The 19,024-nt window shown below is 35.7% G+C and carries 13 protein-coding genes, 1 pseudogene and 1 riboswitch; of the genes and pseudogenes, 4 read left to right on the forward strand and 10 right to left on the reverse strand.

The window, feature by feature from the left end; all coding sequences use genetic code 11:
- Positions 1 to 66: 66 nt before the first annotated feature.
- Positions 67 to 350: pseudogene (locus tag CO726_RS32665) on the reverse strand (hypothetical protein).
- A gap of 144 nt (positions 351 to 494) precedes the next feature.
- Between CO726_RS32665 and CO726_RS27360 the strand changes: the two are divergent.
- The 3 genes from CO726_RS27360 (at position 495) to CO726_RS27370 (ending at position 4,298) form a co-directional block, all read left to right on the forward strand.
- Positions 495 to 1,070: a hypothetical protein gene (locus tag CO726_RS27360; protein WP_099686348.1), complete on the forward strand. Its 576-nt coding sequence runs from the start codon at positions 495 to 497 to the stop codon at positions 1,068 to 1,070.
- A 207-nt stretch (positions 1,071 to 1,277) separates the two neighbouring features.
- A riboswitch (glycine riboswitch) is annotated at positions 1,278 to 1,397 on the forward strand.
- A gap of 107 nt (positions 1,398 to 1,504) precedes the next feature.
- Positions 1,505 to 2,872 (forward strand): alanine/glycine:cation symporter family protein, encoded by a 1,368-nt coding sequence (locus tag CO726_RS27365; protein WP_099686349.1) that lies wholly within the window; start codon positions 1,505 to 1,507, stop codon positions 2,870 to 2,872.
- 232 nt (positions 2,873 to 3,104) lie between these two features.
- Positions 3,105 to 4,298: a S8 family peptidase gene (locus tag CO726_RS27370; RefSeq protein ID WP_099686350.1), complete on the forward strand. Its 1,194-nt coding sequence runs from the start codon at positions 3,105 to 3,107 to the stop codon at positions 4,296 to 4,298.
- A gap of 100 nt (positions 4,299 to 4,398) precedes the next feature.
- On the opposite strand, the gene CO726_RS27375 is transcribed toward CO726_RS27370, so the two are convergent.
- Both CO726_RS27375 and CO726_RS27380 read right to left on the reverse strand, forming a co-directional pair.
- Positions 4,399 to 4,923, reverse strand: a complete 525-nt coding sequence (locus CO726_RS27375) for a DinB family protein (RefSeq protein ID WP_099686351.1) — start codon at positions 4,921 to 4,923, stop codon at positions 4,399 to 4,401.
- Between the two features lie 14 nt (positions 4,924 to 4,937).
- Entirely contained in the window at positions 4,938 to 5,705 is a 768-nt protein-coding gene (locus tag CO726_RS27380; RefSeq protein WP_001972452.1) for a DUF3891 family protein, read from the reverse strand.
- A gap of 205 nt (positions 5,706 to 5,910) precedes the next feature.
- On the opposite strand from CO726_RS27380, the gene CO726_RS27385 reads away from it, so the two are divergent.
- A complete protein-coding gene (locus tag CO726_RS27385) occupies positions 5,911 to 6,183 on the forward strand; it encodes an HU family DNA-binding protein (RefSeq protein ID WP_001043907.1) in 273 nt (90 codons plus the stop codon).
- 41 nt (positions 6,184 to 6,224) lie between these two features.
- On the opposite strand, the gene CO726_RS27390 is transcribed toward CO726_RS27385, so the two are convergent.
- The 7 genes from CO726_RS27390 to CO726_RS27420 are packed head-to-tail and all read right to left on the reverse strand — an operon-like array spanning position 6,225 to position 18,993.
- Positions 6,225 to 6,767 carry a cold-shock protein gene (locus CO726_RS27390; protein ID WP_099686352.1) on the reverse strand — a complete coding sequence of 181 codons (543 nt, stop codon included), beginning with the start codon at positions 6,765 to 6,767 and terminating at the stop codon, positions 6,225 to 6,227.
- A gap of 35 nt (positions 6,768 to 6,802) precedes the next feature.
- The gene (gene sfp / locus CO726_RS27395) at positions 6,803 to 7,552 is read right to left on the reverse strand and encodes a 4'-phosphopantetheinyl transferase Sfp (protein WP_099686353.1); all 750 of its coding nucleotides are present in this window, start codon (positions 7,550 to 7,552) and stop codon (positions 6,803 to 6,805) included.
- Positions 7,553 to 7,610: 58 nt separating this feature from the next.
- Positions 7,611 to 9,047, reverse strand: coding sequence for an MDR family MFS transporter (locus CO726_RS27400; RefSeq protein WP_099686354.1), 1,437 nt, complete (start codon positions 9,045 to 9,047; stop codon positions 7,611 to 7,613).
- On the reverse strand, positions 9,047 to 9,271 hold the full coding sequence (locus CO726_RS27405; protein ID WP_099686355.1) for an MbtH family protein: 225 nt from the start codon (positions 9,269 to 9,271) through the stop codon (positions 9,047 to 9,049). Before CO726_RS27405 ends, CO726_RS27400 begins: the two co-directional genes overlap by 1 nt.
- Complete coding sequence (locus CO726_RS27410; RefSeq protein WP_099686356.1) at positions 9,268 to 16,425, reverse strand: amino acid adenylation domain-containing protein; 7,158 nt, start codon at positions 16,423 to 16,425, stop codon at positions 9,268 to 9,270. The genes CO726_RS27405 and CO726_RS27410 overlap by 4 nt, the downstream gene beginning before the upstream one ends.
- A gap of 33 nt (positions 16,426 to 16,458) precedes the next feature.
- Positions 16,459 to 17,352, reverse strand: coding sequence for an isochorismatase family protein (locus CO726_RS27415; RefSeq protein WP_099686357.1), 894 nt, complete (start codon positions 17,350 to 17,352; stop codon positions 16,459 to 16,461).
- 24 nt (positions 17,353 to 17,376) lie between these two features.
- Positions 17,377 to 18,993 carry a (2,3-dihydroxybenzoyl)adenylate synthase gene (locus tag CO726_RS27420; protein WP_099686358.1) on the reverse strand — a complete coding sequence of 539 codons (1,617 nt, stop codon included), beginning with the start codon at positions 18,991 to 18,993 and terminating at the stop codon, positions 17,377 to 17,379.
- Positions 18,994 to 19,024 lie beyond the last annotated feature (31 nt).

A 19,024-nucleotide genomic window follows, 5' to 3' on the forward strand; every position in this document is an offset into this window, starting at 1 on the left:
CTAAATCTTACCTCCTTTGTATATCTATTGCTCAAGTATATAATACGTAATTTCTCTCGAATAATGTCATACGGTTACCATCCTCACCCCTTCTTTAAAACTAACAGCATGCCCGTTTTCTCATAGGTTCTCCCCTCCACTTACCATTGTAATAGGCATTACACTTATATATTTATAATCCTCTTCATTATCATCGTTAATATGGATAGCTGACATTGGTACTGGAAAATCATCAATTTTAAATTCTTTGTCTAAATATATGAGTGCAATTAAGCTAATTAATAGCATAGCAGTTGCAATATTTGAAACTATTTTCTTTTATTTCACTAAAAATCCCTTTTCTCACACATCACTTTCATCATTTTACTAATTTCGATTATTTATGTTTAGAAAAGATATAATTCAAATCTTTTCTAACTTATGTTCTCTACCTTAAACAATATAATTATTTTATATTGTAATTAACAGATTTTTAATTTTGGAGGCGTTACTCATTGAGAAAATTATTTTCAAAAAACTGGTCAGTTGTAATTTCTATTTTTATCATTTCCAGTACGGTTTTTTACACATTGATAGATAAAAACAATAATAAAAAAGCAACTGTAGAAACAATTGATACAAAAACATTCAAAACTAACCTGCAACCTAAAATAAATGAATTAACTACAAATTATAATGACATCATTGAGAAAGATTGGTTGCCTGCTTGGGAAGAAATTAACACGAATGGAGATTCAGTAGATAGAAATAAACTATTAGTTACAATGAGTGCTATTTCCAAACAATATGAAAACATTATGAATGAAATAGACATTATAAAAATTAAAGAAAATATATCGGAAATACAACTACAAGAACAACTAGTTTATTTCACAACTGAATTTAAGACTGCTTCTAAATTTATGAAAAACGCGGCAGATTTAATTATAGACGGAGCCAAAAACTCTACTCCAAACAGTGCAACAATTGAAAATACTAAACATGCTTTAGGACTTGCGGATCAACATATTGTCATCGCTTTATCTACTTTAACTGAAGTTGAAGAGAAATTAGCACTTGCAAAAAAATAAGTCTGTTTACTATTTTACAATAAAAAAAGATTGCAATTCACATTTTGTCTGTCTATAATGTTTTTATTGATTTACAATCAATGTTTTTATAAATTTTATAATTCGGATGAACCATTCAGGAGAAGGTCTATTGATCTACCGACGGGGCAAAAAGTTTTTAACCGACTTTGAAACTCTCAGGTCTTGTTTACAAGTAGAACTGCATGGGGACGAATCTCTGGAGAGACTCCCTCTCGCTTTATATAGCGCAGAGGAAAACGAGCACCGAAGGAGCAAATCCGCTACTATAGCGGATAATCTCTCAGGTAAAAGGACAGAGACAAGCGAAAGAAAATGCCGATTTGTATCGGTTTATTTTTCTATCCCTTGTTTCTCCAGAGACCATTTCATTTACTTGAAGTGGTTTTTATTTTTTCTAAAAAAGGAGAATAAAGATGGAGACAGTAAGTAAAGTATTAGAACAAATCAATCACTATGTGTGGGGATTACCAACGTTATTGTTACTCGTTGGTACTGGTATCATTCTCACAGTGCGTTTAAAAGGGTTACAGTTTAGTAAACTATTATACGCTCACAAACTAGCTTTTAAAAAATCAGAAGATACATCTTCCTCTGGGGATATTAGCCACTTCCAAGCACTTATGACAGCTATGGCGGCAACGATTGGTATGGGAAATATAGCTGGTGTTGCAACTGCTGTGACGATCGGTGGACCCGGTGCAATCTTTTGGATGTGGATTACTGCTTTGTTCGGTATGGCAACAAAATATGCCGAAGCAATTCTTGCAGTGAAATACCGTGTTAGTAATGAAAATGGCGAATATTCAGGTGGACCAATGTACTATTTAGAACGTGGTTTAGGTAAGAAATGGCTTGCAGTTTTATTCGCTATATTCGGTACAACTGCTTCTTTCGGTATCGGTAATATGGTGCAATCTAATTCAGTTGCAGAGGCAATGCGAATTAATTTCTCTTTCCCTCCTGCTTTAACTGGTATACTGATGGCATTTTTAATCGCAATTGTTATTTTAGGCGGTGTAAAAAAAATCGGGAAAGTAACAGGATATGTAGTTCCTATTAAAGCTTTCTTTTATATAATTGCTGGTCTTATAATTATTTTCTATCACTACGACCAAATTCCAGAAGCATTTTCACTTATTTTTTCCGGTGCATTTACTGGTACTGCAGCTGCTGGTGGTTTTATTGGCGCAACAGTCGCATCTGCAATTCAAATCGGAATGGCGCGCGGTGTATTTGCGAATGAAGCTGGTTTAGGTAGTGCACCTATTGCAGCAGCTGCTGCAAAAACTGATTCGCCTGCAAAGCAAGCTTTAGTTTCAATGACTGGTACTTTTCTAGATACGTTTATTGTATGTACAATTACAGGACTAGTATTAATTACTACAGGTGCTTGGAAATCTGGTAAAACTGGCGTTGAAGCTACAACACTTGCGTTCCAATCTGTGTTCGGTACTGCAGGTAGTATGATTCTCGGTATCGCAATTATTTTATTCGCCTACTCTACTATTTTAGGCTGGTCGTATTACGGTGAGAAATGCGTGGCTTATTTATTCGGAGAAAGTGCTGTTAAATATTATAAAGCAATCTTTATCGTCATGATTGCTATTGGTGCGAATTTAAAATTAGGCATCGTATGGACATTTGCGGATATTGCAAATGGACTTATGGCCATTCCAAACTTAATTGGTCTAATTGGTTTAAGTAGTATTGTTGTTGCTGAAACGAATCGCTTTTTACAAGCAGAGAAATTGAAAGGAAATCATAAAAAACAGGCAAGTTAACCTATGAAAAAAGGAATGACTCATACATGATGAGCATTCCTTTTTTCATCCCCTCTTTTACTTAATTACTATCATTAAAAATATATTTATATCAATGTTTACTCCTTTTTATTCCTCCAAAAGTTTTTCACATAAATGTCATAAATCGTATGGTCTAACTATATAGTTGAAAAGGAATGCGACATTAAAGTGTCGCTGAAAAACTCATCCAAGAAAAGGGAGGAAAAATCTTTTGAAAAATAAAATCATTGTTTTCCTATCTGTTTTGTCATTTATTATTGGTGGTTTCTTCTTTAACACAAATACTTCAAGCGCTGAAACATCATCTACTGATTACGTTCCTAACCAATTAATCGTTAAGTTCAAGCAAAATGCATCTTTAAGTAATGTGCAATCTTTTCATAAATCTGTCGGAGCTAATGTCTTATCTAAAGATGATAAGTTAGGTTTTGAAGTCGTTCAATTTTCAAAAGGTACTGTAAAAGAAAAAATAAAGAGTTATAAAAATAATCCAGATGTGGAATATGCAGAACCGAATTATTACGTTCACGCCTTTTGGGCTCCAAACGACCCATATTTTAAAAATCAATATGGATTACAAAAGATTCAAGCTCCACAAGCTTGGGATAGCCAACGAAGTGATCCTGGTGTAAAAGTAGCCATTATTGATACAGGAGTTCAAGGCTCACACCCTGATTTGGCTTCGAAAGTAATTTACGGGCATGATTATGTTGATAACGACAATACATCTGATGATGGTAATGGTCATGGTACACATTGCGCTGGAATTACTGGAGCACTTACGAATAACAGCGTCGGAATTGCTGGTGTTGCCCCACAAACTTCCATTTATGCTGTTCGCGTATTAGATAATCAAGGAAGTGGTACTCTCGATGCTGTAGCGCAAGGTATTCGAGAAGCTGCTGATTCGGGTGCAAAAGTAATTAGTTTAAGTTTAGGAGCTCCAAATGGTGGTACTGCATTACAACAAGCCGTTCAATATGCATGGAATAAAGGCTCTGTTATAGTTGCAGCTGCTGGAAATGCTGGAAATACAAAAGCTAATTACCCTGCTTATTACAGCGAAGTGATTGCAGTTGCTTCTACAGATCAATCAGATAAGAAATCTTCATTTTCTACTTATGGTAGCTGGGTAGATGTTGCAGCACCAGGTTCAAATATATATTCCACATATAAAGGAAGCACGTATCAATCATTAAGTGGTACATCTATGGCAACACCTCATGTCGCAGGAGTTGCTGCTCTTTTAGCAAATCAAGGATATAGCAATACACAAATTCGCCAAATTATTGAGTCTACTACAGATAAAATTAGTGGTACAGGTACGTACTGGAAAAACGGTAGAGTCAATGCATATAAGGCTGTACAATATGCGAAGCAATTACAAGAAAATAAAGCTTCTTAAGAAATAAAGTAAAACTTTAATCAGTCGATCTACCATTAATGCGGAATAAAATAGAAGGAGAGACTTCTACAACTATAGCCTCTCCTTCTTATAAACTATATTACTCTCCCTGCTTTTTAACCATATGTAAATACAGAACAAAATCCATCATTGTCGACGAATGACCAAGTTGACGGATCATCGCTGTTATATTTCCTCTATGATATGTACCATGATTTACAACATGTTGTACTAACTCTAAAATTGAAGTTTCTAATTTTCCTACATATGGATTCTCAATAACAAATACAGCATTCACATCTTGTATTGTACTTAAAAAGTCTTTATATTGATCTGCCATGTTTTCAAACATTTTTTCTAATTCATGTAACGATTTGTTTTCCATTTGTTTTCGTAAATCTTCTCGGTCTTGTATTGCTTCATTCATACTTTTACCATGCAATATGTGTAACCACACTTGATCTGTAATATAAATATGCGCAAACGTCTCCTTAATGGATGGGAATACACTCTGTATCTGTTCAGTAAAAATAGTCTCATAGTTTGGTAATTCTTTTAGTCGATTGAATAATCGTATATTAGCCCAAGCATGGTAATCCACTTGTTTTAACATGTACTCTTTCAATCAAAATCGCCTCCTTATTGTATGAAACGAATAGTTTGTTTCTTCATTTCTGATTCTCTATCAGCCTTTACAATTCCTTTTTCTTCAATTTCACGTTTATCTATAGTTTTATATTTTACATGTGTATGAAATTCCGTTTGAAATGGAAACGGTGTAATCCGAATTGTTTCCTCATCTATCCATTCAGCTTGAATAGGTTTCTCCTCTTTACTATTAAACATTTCTGTTCCTTCAAAACCATCTTTAAACAAATCAATTTCATCTTTCTTTTCTACACCTGGTTTATTCATGCAGACATATAAAGATAGTTCATCGCAAAACTTTAATAATCTATAATGTTTATCGAACATCACAAATTGCTCTTTTGTTAGCGTTGTCAATATTCTTTTTTGTCGTTCCAATTCACCTGCATAAAATGTCATCATCTCTTCATCTTCCTCATTTAATGGAAATGATAAAAAATGCTTACTACAAAGTAATGCTCCGTATGGATTGGAATCTTCAATTTCATTCAAACCAATCGTATAAAAGACAAAGCGTAATGAACTTGGACAATCCATAAATGTATATGGGATATTTTTAGCATCATTCAAAATTGGTACTTTATCAAGTTCTATCCATCCTCTATCATGCTCATATATTGCATCAATTGTCTCTTTTAAATATGTATCATCTTCAAAAAAATCTTCTTTTATATGCTTTGCAATCTCTCCAGCTAAAAAACCATGATCATGTTGACGAATTAATATACTTTCTTTCTCATCCTTTTCACGAAAAATCATCCGTATACTCCCCCTCATCCTCATATTACAGCGTTTTCTATGCATCAATTCTTAATTAATCCCTAATTGTTAGCAGGGATTCAGTTTCTTGCAACGAAATTAACATAACTATATAGCATTCTTTCTAACAATATAAATAGCTTTATCTTTACTATCCATTATACTAAATCATTCATTCCAAAAAAATTTTTTATGAGGTGAAAACATGAACAAAACAGAATTAATTAAAAATGTCGCACAATCAGCTGATATTTCTCAAAAGGATGCTTCTGCAGCTGTACAATCTGTATTTGACACAATTGCTACTGCATTACAATCTGGTGATAAAGTTCAATTAATCGGCTTTGGAACTTTTGAAGTGCGTGAAAGATCTGCTCGTACAGGACGTAATCCACAAACTGGTGAAGAAATTCAAATCGCCGCTGGTAAAGTTCCTGCATTTAAAGCAGGTAAAGAGTTAAAAGAAGCTGTTAAATAAACAAGAAACCAGCCTAAAATGGCTGGTTTCTTGTTTATTTCTTAATTAAGCAGTTCCTTTATATTCTCTGCATGATACACTTCACAAATATAAAATACACATTTGCAGTTACTTACAATTTGATACTTTCTAGTTGGATACACATTCGCTGTAACAGAACATCCATCAAACAATTCAATAATATTTCCAGATGGCTGATATCCTTCATATAATACGTTTCTTCTTACTTCCATCTTTTCTATAAGCTTTTCAACAGGAATATTTCCACTCTCTAATTCACTCTTTATTGTGTCCGGTAAAAACGAAGTGTCTGCAAAAATTAGATTTTCAGATAATACTTTTCCTTTATAACTAATATTGGATACACGGTAAAGAAATGTTCCGTTTTTATCAAAGAAATTCTTTGCTTCTTTCGGGATATACTGTCTATCAATTACCTCTTGTTCGAGAACATCAAACTGAACTGTATCATTCAAAAGCTTTCCTAAAGCATGAATAGATGATGTATCTCCAGAAAATAAAATATTTTTAATTGCTTGTACATTATAAGTGAATTCATTTGTTCTATTTTCCGCTACTAGCATGAGGAACACCTCTTCTATAAAATATTTTATTAAACTTATTTATAATTTAAAAGCGCTACTGCGTCCAACTGTGTGATTTCGGTGACTTCTTTACTAAATATTGCAATTGAAGCCATATAATCTACACTTGGCCTTAAATCTCTCAGCACTGTATTTTCTACTAACTCTTGTCTATCCTTAAAAACCAACAAGTTTGGAGGTTCATTTGGAGCTGATATAATAATATCCACTGGTGAAATCATTAGTCCTTTACCTGTCGCTTTTAGCACTGCTTCTTTTCTAGTCCAATATGTTAAAAAACCTTCTATTTTCTGTTCATTAGGTAATTTCATAACTTGCGCTTTTTCAATGTCTGTTAATACGCCTTCTGCCATTTTCATTACATCTACATTTGGATTCATTTGTTCAACATCAACGCCTACAGGTACAGACCTTGTAAATGCAACAACAACCCACTCACCCGAATGTGAAACCGATAACTGCGGCATGCCCTCTGGTAATTGTGGTCTACCATGTTGTAGCTTACATACTGGGCACATTCGATTAATCGGAACTTGAATTGGCGACATAGAAAGCATTTTACCTAGAACTAATCTACTAATTACACAACCGATTATAAAACGAGCACGATCTGCCGAATGATGATATGAATTTGCTTTCTCTCGTTCAACATCATTTAATAAATTGTAATGCCATGATTGTAAATCCGAAATTCTTCCCCACCATATTTGACAATCATTCTCATTCAAAGTCGGTATAGAATCTACAACTTTACTTTCTATCATGTAAACTCTCTCCTTCTAAATACCAATATCATTTTATTTCAAAAGACCATTATCAAACTTATTCATTTACAATTTCTTTCTCTTTTTGTAATATAGGTAACGTTTTTTTCTTCTTTTTTGACATTACCTCTTTATCAGAAATACGTAAAGAAAATAGTAGTGCTATGAGCAAAAATATTGCTGATCCAATTAATGCTGCTTGATATGGTAAAAAATCGGATGGAACGTTATTACTTCCAAAACCAGCTAGTATACTAGCTAAAACAGCTACTCCTATTGCTGAACCTAATCGATTTTGCACATTGAATATAGTAGTCGCTCTCCCCATAGAAGGTGGCATGATATTGTTAAAAGCAGAAAATTGAACCGCACCGACAGATTGACCTAAGAAAATACCGATACCAAACAGTAATGCCCGAATTTGCCACGGATTCGTATCGTGATTTACAAAACTTAATAAAACAAAGATAACCGCGGTACAAATTAATCCAATAGAAATTACCTTTCGAGCTCCTAATTTCTTATATGACCATGGCACAATTTGTGAAGAAATCATTAATCCAATCGCCTCTGGAAATGTCGTAAGTCCTGATTCCAGTGCGGAAACTCCTATCACATTTTGATACATAAGAGGAAAAACAAATAACATTCCTAGTAAACCAGCTGATGAAAATAATGATATAAGGCTCATCTTTCTAAAGACTGGTTCTTTTAATAAGCGTAAATCTAACATCGGTTGCTTTACTTTAAGTTCTACAAATATAAACAATGTAATAAATACAATCCCAGCTATCCCAGTACTTATAATTTCTGGAGAAACCCATCCTATTGATGGCCCTTGACTAAGTGCATAAATTAGCATCGCAAATCCTGGTGCTGAAATAACAAAACCGAGAGAATCAAAGCGACCAGCTGATTTTTCAATATGCTCTTTTAAAAATAGAAGACCGAATAGTAACGCCATAATTCCAAATGGTACATTAATATAAAATGCCCAGCGCCAAGACATGTAATCCACAAAGAAACCACCAATAATTGGTCCTACTGCCGGTGCGACAGCAATTGGCAACACAATAAACCGAGAAATTTTCGGCCTTTCCTCTGGTGAAAATGTTCGGAATAACATCGCCATCCCAACTGGTGTTAAAAGCCCTCCACCAGCACCTTGAATGATACGAAAAATATTCAATGAAGTAATATCGTTAGCTATTCCACATAATGCGGATGCTGTTGTAAATACGAAAAGAGCAGTTAGAAATACTCTTTTCGTACCGAAGCAATCTCCTAACCAACCAGAAATCGGAAGGAAAACAGCTAAGCTAACTAAATACCCAACATTAACCGTTCCCATTGCAGATGGAGGCACTTGTAGTTCTTTACTTATCGTTTGTAGTGCTACATTCACAATCGTTGCGTCCATCGCAGCCATAAACATCGCTGTTATATAAACGATGCTTACAACTACTTTTGGGTTTAGGTTTAGTTTTACTTTCATTATCGTTTTCCTGCTAATGTTTTTTCGCGAGCTTGCTTTCTTTTTGGGTTCAAATCTTTCCAGTTATTCTCAACATATTGTAAGCAATCGTGCCTGCTAGCTTCTTCATGTACGACATTCCAGCCAATAGGTACATCAAGAAAAACAGGCCAGAGAGAATACTGGCCCTCCTCATTCATTAATACTTTATATGTGTATTTATCATTTTCAAATGGATTCGTCATACTCTACTTACCCCTTTCTTATTCTGCAAATATTTCGCTAATACTTGTCCAATTTCTGTAAGTGGGCCTGGCTGACATAAATCTTTATGTCTACAATCAATGTCATGCTGTACGATTTCCCCATCTAAATAATTTAGCCACGTATTTGGAGAAATTGGATCAAACCAGTCTGGTATAACTGTAGATCTAAAGAATAAAATATCTCCGTTATAAACTTTCGGCACGTATTTCCCTAACAATCCTACCGAATTCACATATGTTTCTTTCAAGTTCAAAATAGTATCTTCTTCAAGACTTGCTAATGCACTTCCATCTTTACGAAGGATTTCAACTGCACTTTCCATTGTAAGTGGTTTACCATCCATGTTATCTGGGTCATATCCGCCTAAAGCAAGTAATGCAATTAACGCTTCCTCTTCAGTAGGCGCTTCCGTATTCGGTAAGAAGTGCCCAGGATAAGAATCAAGCATAACGAGTAATTCTACTTCTTCCCCTTCATTTTGTAGTTGCGCCGCCATTGCATGCACAACATTTCCTCCAAGTGACCAACCTAATAAACGATATGGTCCATGAGGCTGTACTTCACGAACGTGTTTCAAGTAATCCGCCGCCATCTCCTCTAAACTTTTTGGAAGTTCTTCATTTTTAGCAATACCACGTGCTTGTACACCATAGATTGGATAATCTGTTCCTAAAGATTTCATAAGTCCTGCATAGCACCAACTTAATCCACCTGCTGGGTGTACACAAAATAGTGGCAATTGATCCCCGCTTGCTCGTAATGGAAGCAACACATCAAGTGCACTTTGACCATTCCCCATCTCAAGTCTTTCAGCTAACCCTGCAACAGTCGGTGCTGCAAATAAAGTGCCAATGTTTAGTTCCACTCCAAGCGCCTCTTTCATGCGGCTCATAAGCTGCACTGCAAGGAGTGAATGGCCCCCAAGATCAAAGAATCCGTCATCAATTCCAATTTGAGGCACACTTAGCACTTCTGTAAACAAGTCACATAACATTTCTTCTTGCGGTGTTCTTGGACCACGACTAGAAGATGATGCGATAAATTCTGGAGCTGGCAATGCCTTTCTATCTAATTTACCGTTTGGCGTTAAAGGTAACTCATTTACTACTACAAAAGCGTATGGAACCATATAATCTGGTAAACTACCACTAGCAAACTGACGCATTTCATTCGTATCAATCGCTTCATTATTTGATGCGACGATATAAGAAACTAACCGTTTATCCCCTGGTTGATCTTCCCGTACAATAACGGCTACTTGCTCAACTTTAAGGTGCTTCATTATGACTGCTTCTATTTCTCCTAATTCAATTCGGAATCCACGAATTTTTATTTGATGATCTGCACGTCCTATATAATCTAGCGTCCCATCTTTACGCCAGCGAGCTAAGTCTCCTGTACGATACATTCTTGTACCTGGCTTGCCAAATGGATCTGCGATAAATCGTTCAGCCGTTAATCCTGCTCTTCCTAAATATCCACGTGCAAGCCCTGCACCTGCAACATACATTTCTCCAACTACTCCCGGTGGCACTGGTTGTAAATAGTTGTCTAACACATACACTTTAAGGTCAGGTATACTGCACCCAATTAAACTATTTGCTCGTAAAGAGACGATAGTTTCATCTAATTCAATATAACTAACATGTACTGTCGTCTCCGTAATACCGTACATATTAATAAGCTTTGGTGCGTTATGAGGATGTCGACTATACCAATCTTCTAAGCGACTTAGCTCAAGTGCTTCTCCTCCAAAAACTACATATCGTAAAGATAATTTTTGGCCAATCTCTTCATTTTCACGATCTGCTTGCATCAATTGATAGAACGCTGATGGAGTTTGGTTTAAAACAGTAACCTTTTCTTTAACAAGAAGCTGTAAAAATTCTTTCGGCGAACGACTTACAGTATGTGGTACTACGACTAAACGCCCTCCGTATAATAAAGGTCCCCAAATTTCCCAAACCGAGAAATCAAAAGCGTATGAATGGAACATCGTCCAAACATCGTTTCCATCAAACTGGAACCAATGATCAGTTGCTCCTAAAAGTCTTACTACATTTTGATGAGGTATCATAACGCCTTTCGGTCTACCCGTTGAGCCTGACGTATAAATAACGTAAGCAATATGTGATGGAGATAATGGCTTAATTCGTTCCACTTCATCAATATTGTCTTCACTATATTTCTCAACTTCTGCTATTATTTTCACATCATCAACTAAAACTTTTAGTGCCTCATCACATTCAATTTCCACTTCTGAATTCGTTAAAACACATGATGGTTTCGCATCGTGTAGCATAAATGAAATACGGTCTGCTGGGTAATCTGGATCTAACGGAAGGTATCCAGCACCAGCTTTAAGAACAGCTAATAAGCTTACAACCATGTTTAATGATCTTGGCATCGCTAAAGCAACGAGTTGATCAGGACCAATCCCTTTTGCTATTAGGAATCGAGCTATTTTATTTACTTTTCTATTTAACTCTTCATAAGTTAATTTCTTATCTTCAAAGACGACAGCAATAGAATTTGGATTTATATCAGCCTGCTTTTCAAATAATTGTGGCAATGTCATTTCTGGTGCAATTTGAAAACCACCATTCCACTTTTCTAATACTGTATTTTTCTCTGCTAAAGTTAATATTTCTAATCTGCCAATGGATTGATCCGGATTTGTCGCCGCATCATCTAATAACAAAATGAATCGTTCTATTAGTTTTTGAACCGTTTCACGTTTATATAAATCGGTACTAAACTCTAGTAATCCATGTAAACCGTTCGAAGTACCATCAACCCCGTTACTCTCACTAATTTCAAATGTTAAATCAAATTTTGCAGAACCGACGCTTTGAATTTCAAGGCTCGCTTCTAAATCTGGTACATTAAACGTTGCTTCTGGTGTATTTTGAAAAGCTAACATAACTTGAAACAATGGGTGGCTGTTTCGAGTACGTACTGGATTTAACACTTCAACAAGCCGTTCAAATGGAACATCTTGATTTTCATAAGCTGCAAGATTTACCTGCTTCACTCTATTCAATAATTCTTTAAAACTTGGATCTCCTGAAGTATTTGTACGTAACACTAATGTATTTACAAATAAACCAACAATATCTGAAAGTACATCATCATTTCTTCCAGCAATCGGACTGCCAATTGGTATATCAGTTCCAGCACCTAATCTAGTAAATAAGGCACTTAATCCTGCTTGTAACACCATAAACAAACTAACTCCGTTTTTCCGTGCAAGCTCTACTAACCTACTATGCATACTTGCATCTATATGAAAATGAATTGTTTCTCCGCGGTAACTCGTTTCAATTGGACGCTGGTAATCTGTAGGTAACTCCAATTGATCTGGTAACCCCTTTAACTCTTTCTTCCAAAAATCTAATTGTGTTGAAATGAGACTCTCTTGTGTAGTTTCATCCCCTAACAATTGCTGTTGCCAAAGTGCATAATCTGCGTATTGAATTGGAAGTGTCTCCAACTGGACTCTGTCACCATGACATCGTGCTTTATATGCCGCTGCAAAATCCCTCGTTAACGGTTGTAATGACCAGCCATCCCCTACAATATGGTGTAATAGAATTAGTATTACATGTTCGTTTTCACTCACTTTAAAAAGTTGCAAACGAACTGCTGGTTCAACATCGAGGTTAAAGCTATATCTAACAGCCTCTGCAAGCACACTTTCTAATTCATCTTTACATGTTTTTGTTTTAATCATTTCTAGATTTAAATTTTCCATATCTAAAATTTTCTGATAGGAACTACCTAATACGTTAGGGAAAATTGTTCTAAGTGTTTCATGTTTCTCAACTACATCATAAAAGGCACCTCGCAATGCTTCCTCGTTCAACTTTCCAGACAAACGAAGGACTAATGGAATATTATAAGTAGGACTTGGACCTTCTAAACAATTTAAGAACCATAACCTGCGCTGTGCAAATGAAAGTGGAACTTCATTTGGTCTTCTTACTTTCTTAATCGCTGGTCTTGCAGTTTTTGCTTGATCCAATTGCTTCGCTAGTTCAGCAACAGTTGGCGATTCAAATAGTTTCCCAATTCCTAGTTCCACACTTAACGTTTCACGAATTCTTGCCATTAAACGAGATGCAAGAAGCGAATGTCCACCCATTTCAAAGAAATTATCATCAATGCTAATGCGAGAAACACCAAGTACTTCTGCAAATAAATCACATAATATTTCTTCTTTCGGATTTCTAGCAACCCTCTCGTTGTTCATTCCATTAAAATCAGGAGCAGGTAATTTCTTTCTGTCAACCTTACCATTTGGCGTTAATGGTAATTCTTCTAGCACAACAAATGCCGATGGTATCATATAATTCGCTAAACTTTCTGAAACATAAAAACGAATTTCTGATAGATTAATCGGTTCCTTTTCTTCTGCAACGATATACGCAATGATGCGTTTATCATTTGGCCGATCTTCTCGTACGATTACTACAGCTTGTTGAATATTTTCATGTCGTTGTAATACCGTTTCAATTTCAGCTAATTCAATTCGGAATCCGCGGATTTTAATTTGATGATCTGCGCGACTAATGTACTCTAACGCACCATCATTACGCCATTTCACCAGATCTCCTGTACGGTACATGCGCTTCCCTGATTCTCCATAAGGATTTGCAACAAACCGTTCAGCTGTTAACTCCGTTTTTCCTAAATATCCGCTTGCAAGTCCTTCCCCTGCAATATATAATTCACCAATAACTCCGGGTGGAACTGGTTGTAACCCTGCATCCAATACATACACTTCTGTATTGGAAATTGGCTTTCCAATAGGAGGTATACCCTTTTCACCTTCATCAATGTTCATGAAAGTAGACCAAATCGTCGTTTCAGTTGGTCCATATAAATTAGTTATTGAGCAACCTAATTCTTTTAATTTATTTGCTAAATGCGCTGGAAGAGCTTCACCACCAACAAGTATGTTTAGCCCTTGTAGCTTCTCTGGATAATCAGTTACTAACGCCTGCCAAAGCGTCGGTGTAGCCTGCATAATGGTCACTCTTTCTTCTTGTAAAAGTGTCGTTAATGCTGATGGCTCTTGTATGTCTTCTTTTTGCGCAATTGTTAAACTTGCACCACTACTAAGAGGTAAATAAATTTCTAGAGCAGAAATATCAAACGCAAAAGTTGTAACTGCTAATAAATGATCATTTTCATTTAATGAAAACTTTTGTTGCATAGCCATTAAAAAGTTACTTAAACCTCTCATAGGAACAATTACACCTTTGGGGTTTCCTGTTGAGCCTGAAGTATATATTGTATAGGCTGGGTTTAAAAGTGATACATCATTCTTACATGCTATATTCATACGAGAATATGTATGTAACGCTAGTTTCGTTTCTTCGTCATTTAATACAATTTTTTTCATATCATTTTCTATAACTAACTTAGATGAAACAGATGAATGTGTTATGATACAAACTGGTTTTGCATCAGTTACTATATAATTAACTCTTTCTGCTGGGTATTCTGGATCTATTGGTAAATATGCTGCACCAGCCTTTAAGACTGCTAGCATACTAACTACCATTTCTATTGATCTAGGGAATACTAAAGCTACAAACTGATTTGGCCCTATTCCTTCTTCTACTAAATAGTGCGCCAATTCATTCGCTCGTTCATTTAACTCTTTATACGTAAGATCTACACCGTTACAAGTAACTGCTATTTTATTTGGAGTTTTTTGTACTTGTTTTTCAAATAGTATAGGTAGGGCAATTAAATTATCAGCTTCCTTAGTTTCATTCCATTCCAATAAAACTTTATGATTTTCTTCAGGAAGAGTAATGTTTATCTTTCCAATCGACTCGTCTTTTTGATAAGCATTTATCATTAATTCTAATAACTTCATAAATCTCTCTTTATGCAATGCTAGTTCCGCGCCATTATATACTTCCGGATTCGCATCAAAATGAATCATTAACTCATTTTCATCGAAACGTTTATAAACATTTATCGATAAATCATCAACAGGTCCTGCTGATAAATTATGTGTAATACCACGATTCCCAGCAAAGTTAAGCCCATAATCAAAAGGCATAACATTCACTAACGGCCCGAATAACCTTTGATTTTCACCTAGTAACTTTAAGTCTCTTCTTAATTCCTCATGACGGTATTTATGATGGCGACGTACATCTCGGATTTCTTTAGAAACTTGCTGCAATAATTCCGCAAGAGTTATATTTGGAGTTACTGTAATACGAAGTGGGACTAAATTCATTACCATACTAGGTGTATGAATAGATACAGAACCTAGACGTCCCATCATTGGTAAACCTAAAACAATATCATTTTCACCTGTTAATTTATGCATATAAATACTTGTTACAGCGACAATGAATTCCGGCCAACTTGTTAACGAAATATTGATATCTTCTAGTAAAGTTTTCGTGCTAGAACTAGATAAATAAGCTGTTTCTCGTGAAAATCCATTTGATGTTCTCGGTGCTCGTTCTGCCAAACTTACAACTTCTGGTTCATCCGCAAACTTTTCTAACCAAAAAGTACGATCTTCCTGAATTTGTTTAGACTCACGATACTCAATATCTTCTTGCACAACTTTTGCAAGAGAACCAAATGGCTTTTCATTCTTGTTTGTTTCTTCTATAAGTGATGTATACTCATTCGCTACCTTTTGGCTAAGAAGTGAAAATCCATAGCCATCCATCACAATGTGATGGATGCGCTGATACCAAAAGAAACGATTATTTTCAACTTGAATAAGTGCTTCAGTAAATAAAGTATCTTTTTTCAAATCGACTGGCATAGATAAATCATTTTTCATCCATACTTTAGCAGCTTCTTCAGGGTTTTCTTCTTTACGAACGTCAATAAAATGCATATGAAACTGTGATTCTTCAATAACTTGCCATGGGCCAATTTCATCCTCTTTGAAACGAACATGAAGTGCTTCTGCTTCCATTACAACTTTACGTACAGCTAATTCAAAAATGTCTTGATAAATATGTCCGTTTATTTCTACATATTCCCCAGTATTATATATCGGATTAAGCGGATCTAATTGTTGCGCAAACCACATACCAGACTGCGCAGATGATAACGAATGACGAATCTTTTGACTGTTAGGCATTCTTTACTACCCCTTTATTATGTAGTCTATTTGTTACAGCACCTGTGCTGTTTGTGAAGATAGTAAACTGTACCAATCGGAAACAGTTGGACGTTCTGCTAAATCTGCAAAAGTGATTTCTTTCCCTTCACGACGCCACTTCTCTACTAAACTCATAATTCTGACCGAATCAAGCCCTCTATTTAATAAGTCCTCATCAATATCAATACTCTCTACTGGCTCACGAAGTAGTTGTGCAACTAGTTCATGCACTTCCTGTATAGTGATTCCTTCACTCTCATCACCTTTTACACTTTGTAAATCGTTTAACAGTAGGTTTGTTGATGTCGTTACTGCACATCTATTGGATGCATACTCCAATGCTTGTTTATGATGCTCTAGTGAAAAATCAGCAACTGCATCTGCTACAAAGAACGGCTCTATACCATCCATAAATGCTTCACAAGCTGTTAAAAGACAGCCAATATGCGCATAAATACCGCAAATAATGAGTTGATCTCTTCCTTGTTCATTTAAAATTTCTAATAGATTTGTCTTTTTAAATGCACTATATCTCCATTTTGTTAGGAATATATCATCCTCATCAGGAGTAAGTTCATCAACAATTTTCTTTTTATCTGGTCCAGCAGGAATACCGTCACCCCAAAAGTCTTGTAATAAACCTCGTTGTTCTAACGTTTGCCCACCAGGTTGTGCTGTATAAACAACTGGTATACCAAGTTCCTTACATTTTTCTCTTATCATTTTAATATTTGAAATAAGTTCTACTTTTGGTGATTCTTTATCGCTATATGCATCAAGAAAATATTCTTGCATGTCATGAACTAAAAGTACTGCACGTTTCGGATCTGGTGTCCAATTCACTTTATTTTTTGGTAGTTCTGATTCAATTGGCATTTTATATACTGAAATAGATGGGATAGCCATCTAATCACTTCCTTCCGGTTTTTATTATTGTTTTACTGTAATAAGTTTTTCAGCAATGACTTTACGTAGTTCTTTTTTACTGACTTTTCCGACCCCTGTTTGCGGGAATGATTCAATAAATTCAATTCGATCTGGAATTTTATAAGCCGCTATACCACGTTCTCTTAAAAACATTTTTAATTCACTTACAGTTGGAACTTGTCCGCGAGCTATAACAAAAGCACAGGTACGTTCACCTAAATAATCGTCAGGCATAGATACAATTGCTACATCATGTACCGCATCATGTGCTAATAGATGATTTTCAACCTCTTCCGCAGCAACTTTCTCACCACCACGGTTAATTTGGTCTTTATCTCTTCCCTCTACAATGATGTAACCTTGTTCATTTACTTTCACAAGATCTCCTGTGCGATAAAATCCATCCTTTGTAAATGATCGTGCATTATGTTCTTCCGCTTTATAATAACCACGAATTGTATATGGCCCTCGCGTTAATAAACTACCTACTTCACCAAGTTTTACATCGTTATCATTTTCATCAACAACTCGTACTTCATCAAGTGTAGACATTGGTTTACCTTGTGTATGAATAATGATTTCTTCAGGATCATTTAATCTTGTGTAATTTACTAACCCTTCTGCCATACCAAACACTTGCTGTAATGTACAACCAAATGTAGGGCGTATACGCTTTGCAACTTCAGCACTAAACTTAGCACCACCTACTTGAATCACTTCTAGGCTCGATAAATCGTTATTACGTGAAGATGCAGCATCAAGCCATATCATTGCTAATGGCGGAACGAGAGCAGTAATCGTTACTTTTTCTTTTTCTATAAGAGCAAATGCCTCATCTGGACTACCTCCATTTGCCAACACGACTTTTCCACCCGCATAGAACGTTCCAAATGTCCCAGGAGAACTCATTGGATAATTATGTGCTACTGGAAGAACTGCCATATAGATGCTCTCCGTATTTAAATTACAAATTTCAGCGCTAACACGTAAACTATAAATATAGTCATCATGTGTTCTAGGAATTAATTTAGAAAGTCCTGTTGTCCCTCCTGATAATTGGAGAAACGCAACATCACTTGGCTGAACTTCTGGTAATGAAACGGGATCCATATACAAATCATTTATGTTCACAAACTCTTCTTCTTCTCCCACTACAATTACATGTTGTAAAGTTGGCACGTTCTCTTTCACTACTCTCGCTAGTTTTTGATAATCAAAACCGAGAGCCTTATCTGAAATAACGTAAGCACTCGCCTCACCAAACTCACAAAAATAACTAATTTCACTGCTTCGATGTGAAGGTAGTGCAAAAATAGGAAGTGCTCCAATTCGAAATAGTGCAAAACATATTTCAAAAAACTCGATAATGTTTGGTAACTGGATTACAACTCGATCCTCTTGCTTTATTCCTAAATTCAGTAAACCTGAAGCTAAGCGATCTACTTTTTTATCAAGCTCACTATACGTTATATGCGTATTACCACTTACAACCGCAATTTGATCTCCATATTTTTCAGCACGCTTTCTTAACACTCCGCCAAATGTTTCCCCAAGCCAGCACCCTTCCGCTCGATAACGATCGGCAAATTCTTTTGGCCAGTTTGTATAACCTGTTAACATTTTTTCTTCCCCCTATTTTTCATTCAATGAG

The sequence above is a fragment of the Bacillus fungorum genome (assembly GCF_002746455.1).
Lineage (GTDB): Bacteria > Bacillota > Bacilli > Bacillales > Bacillaceae_G > Bacillus_A > Bacillus_A fungorum.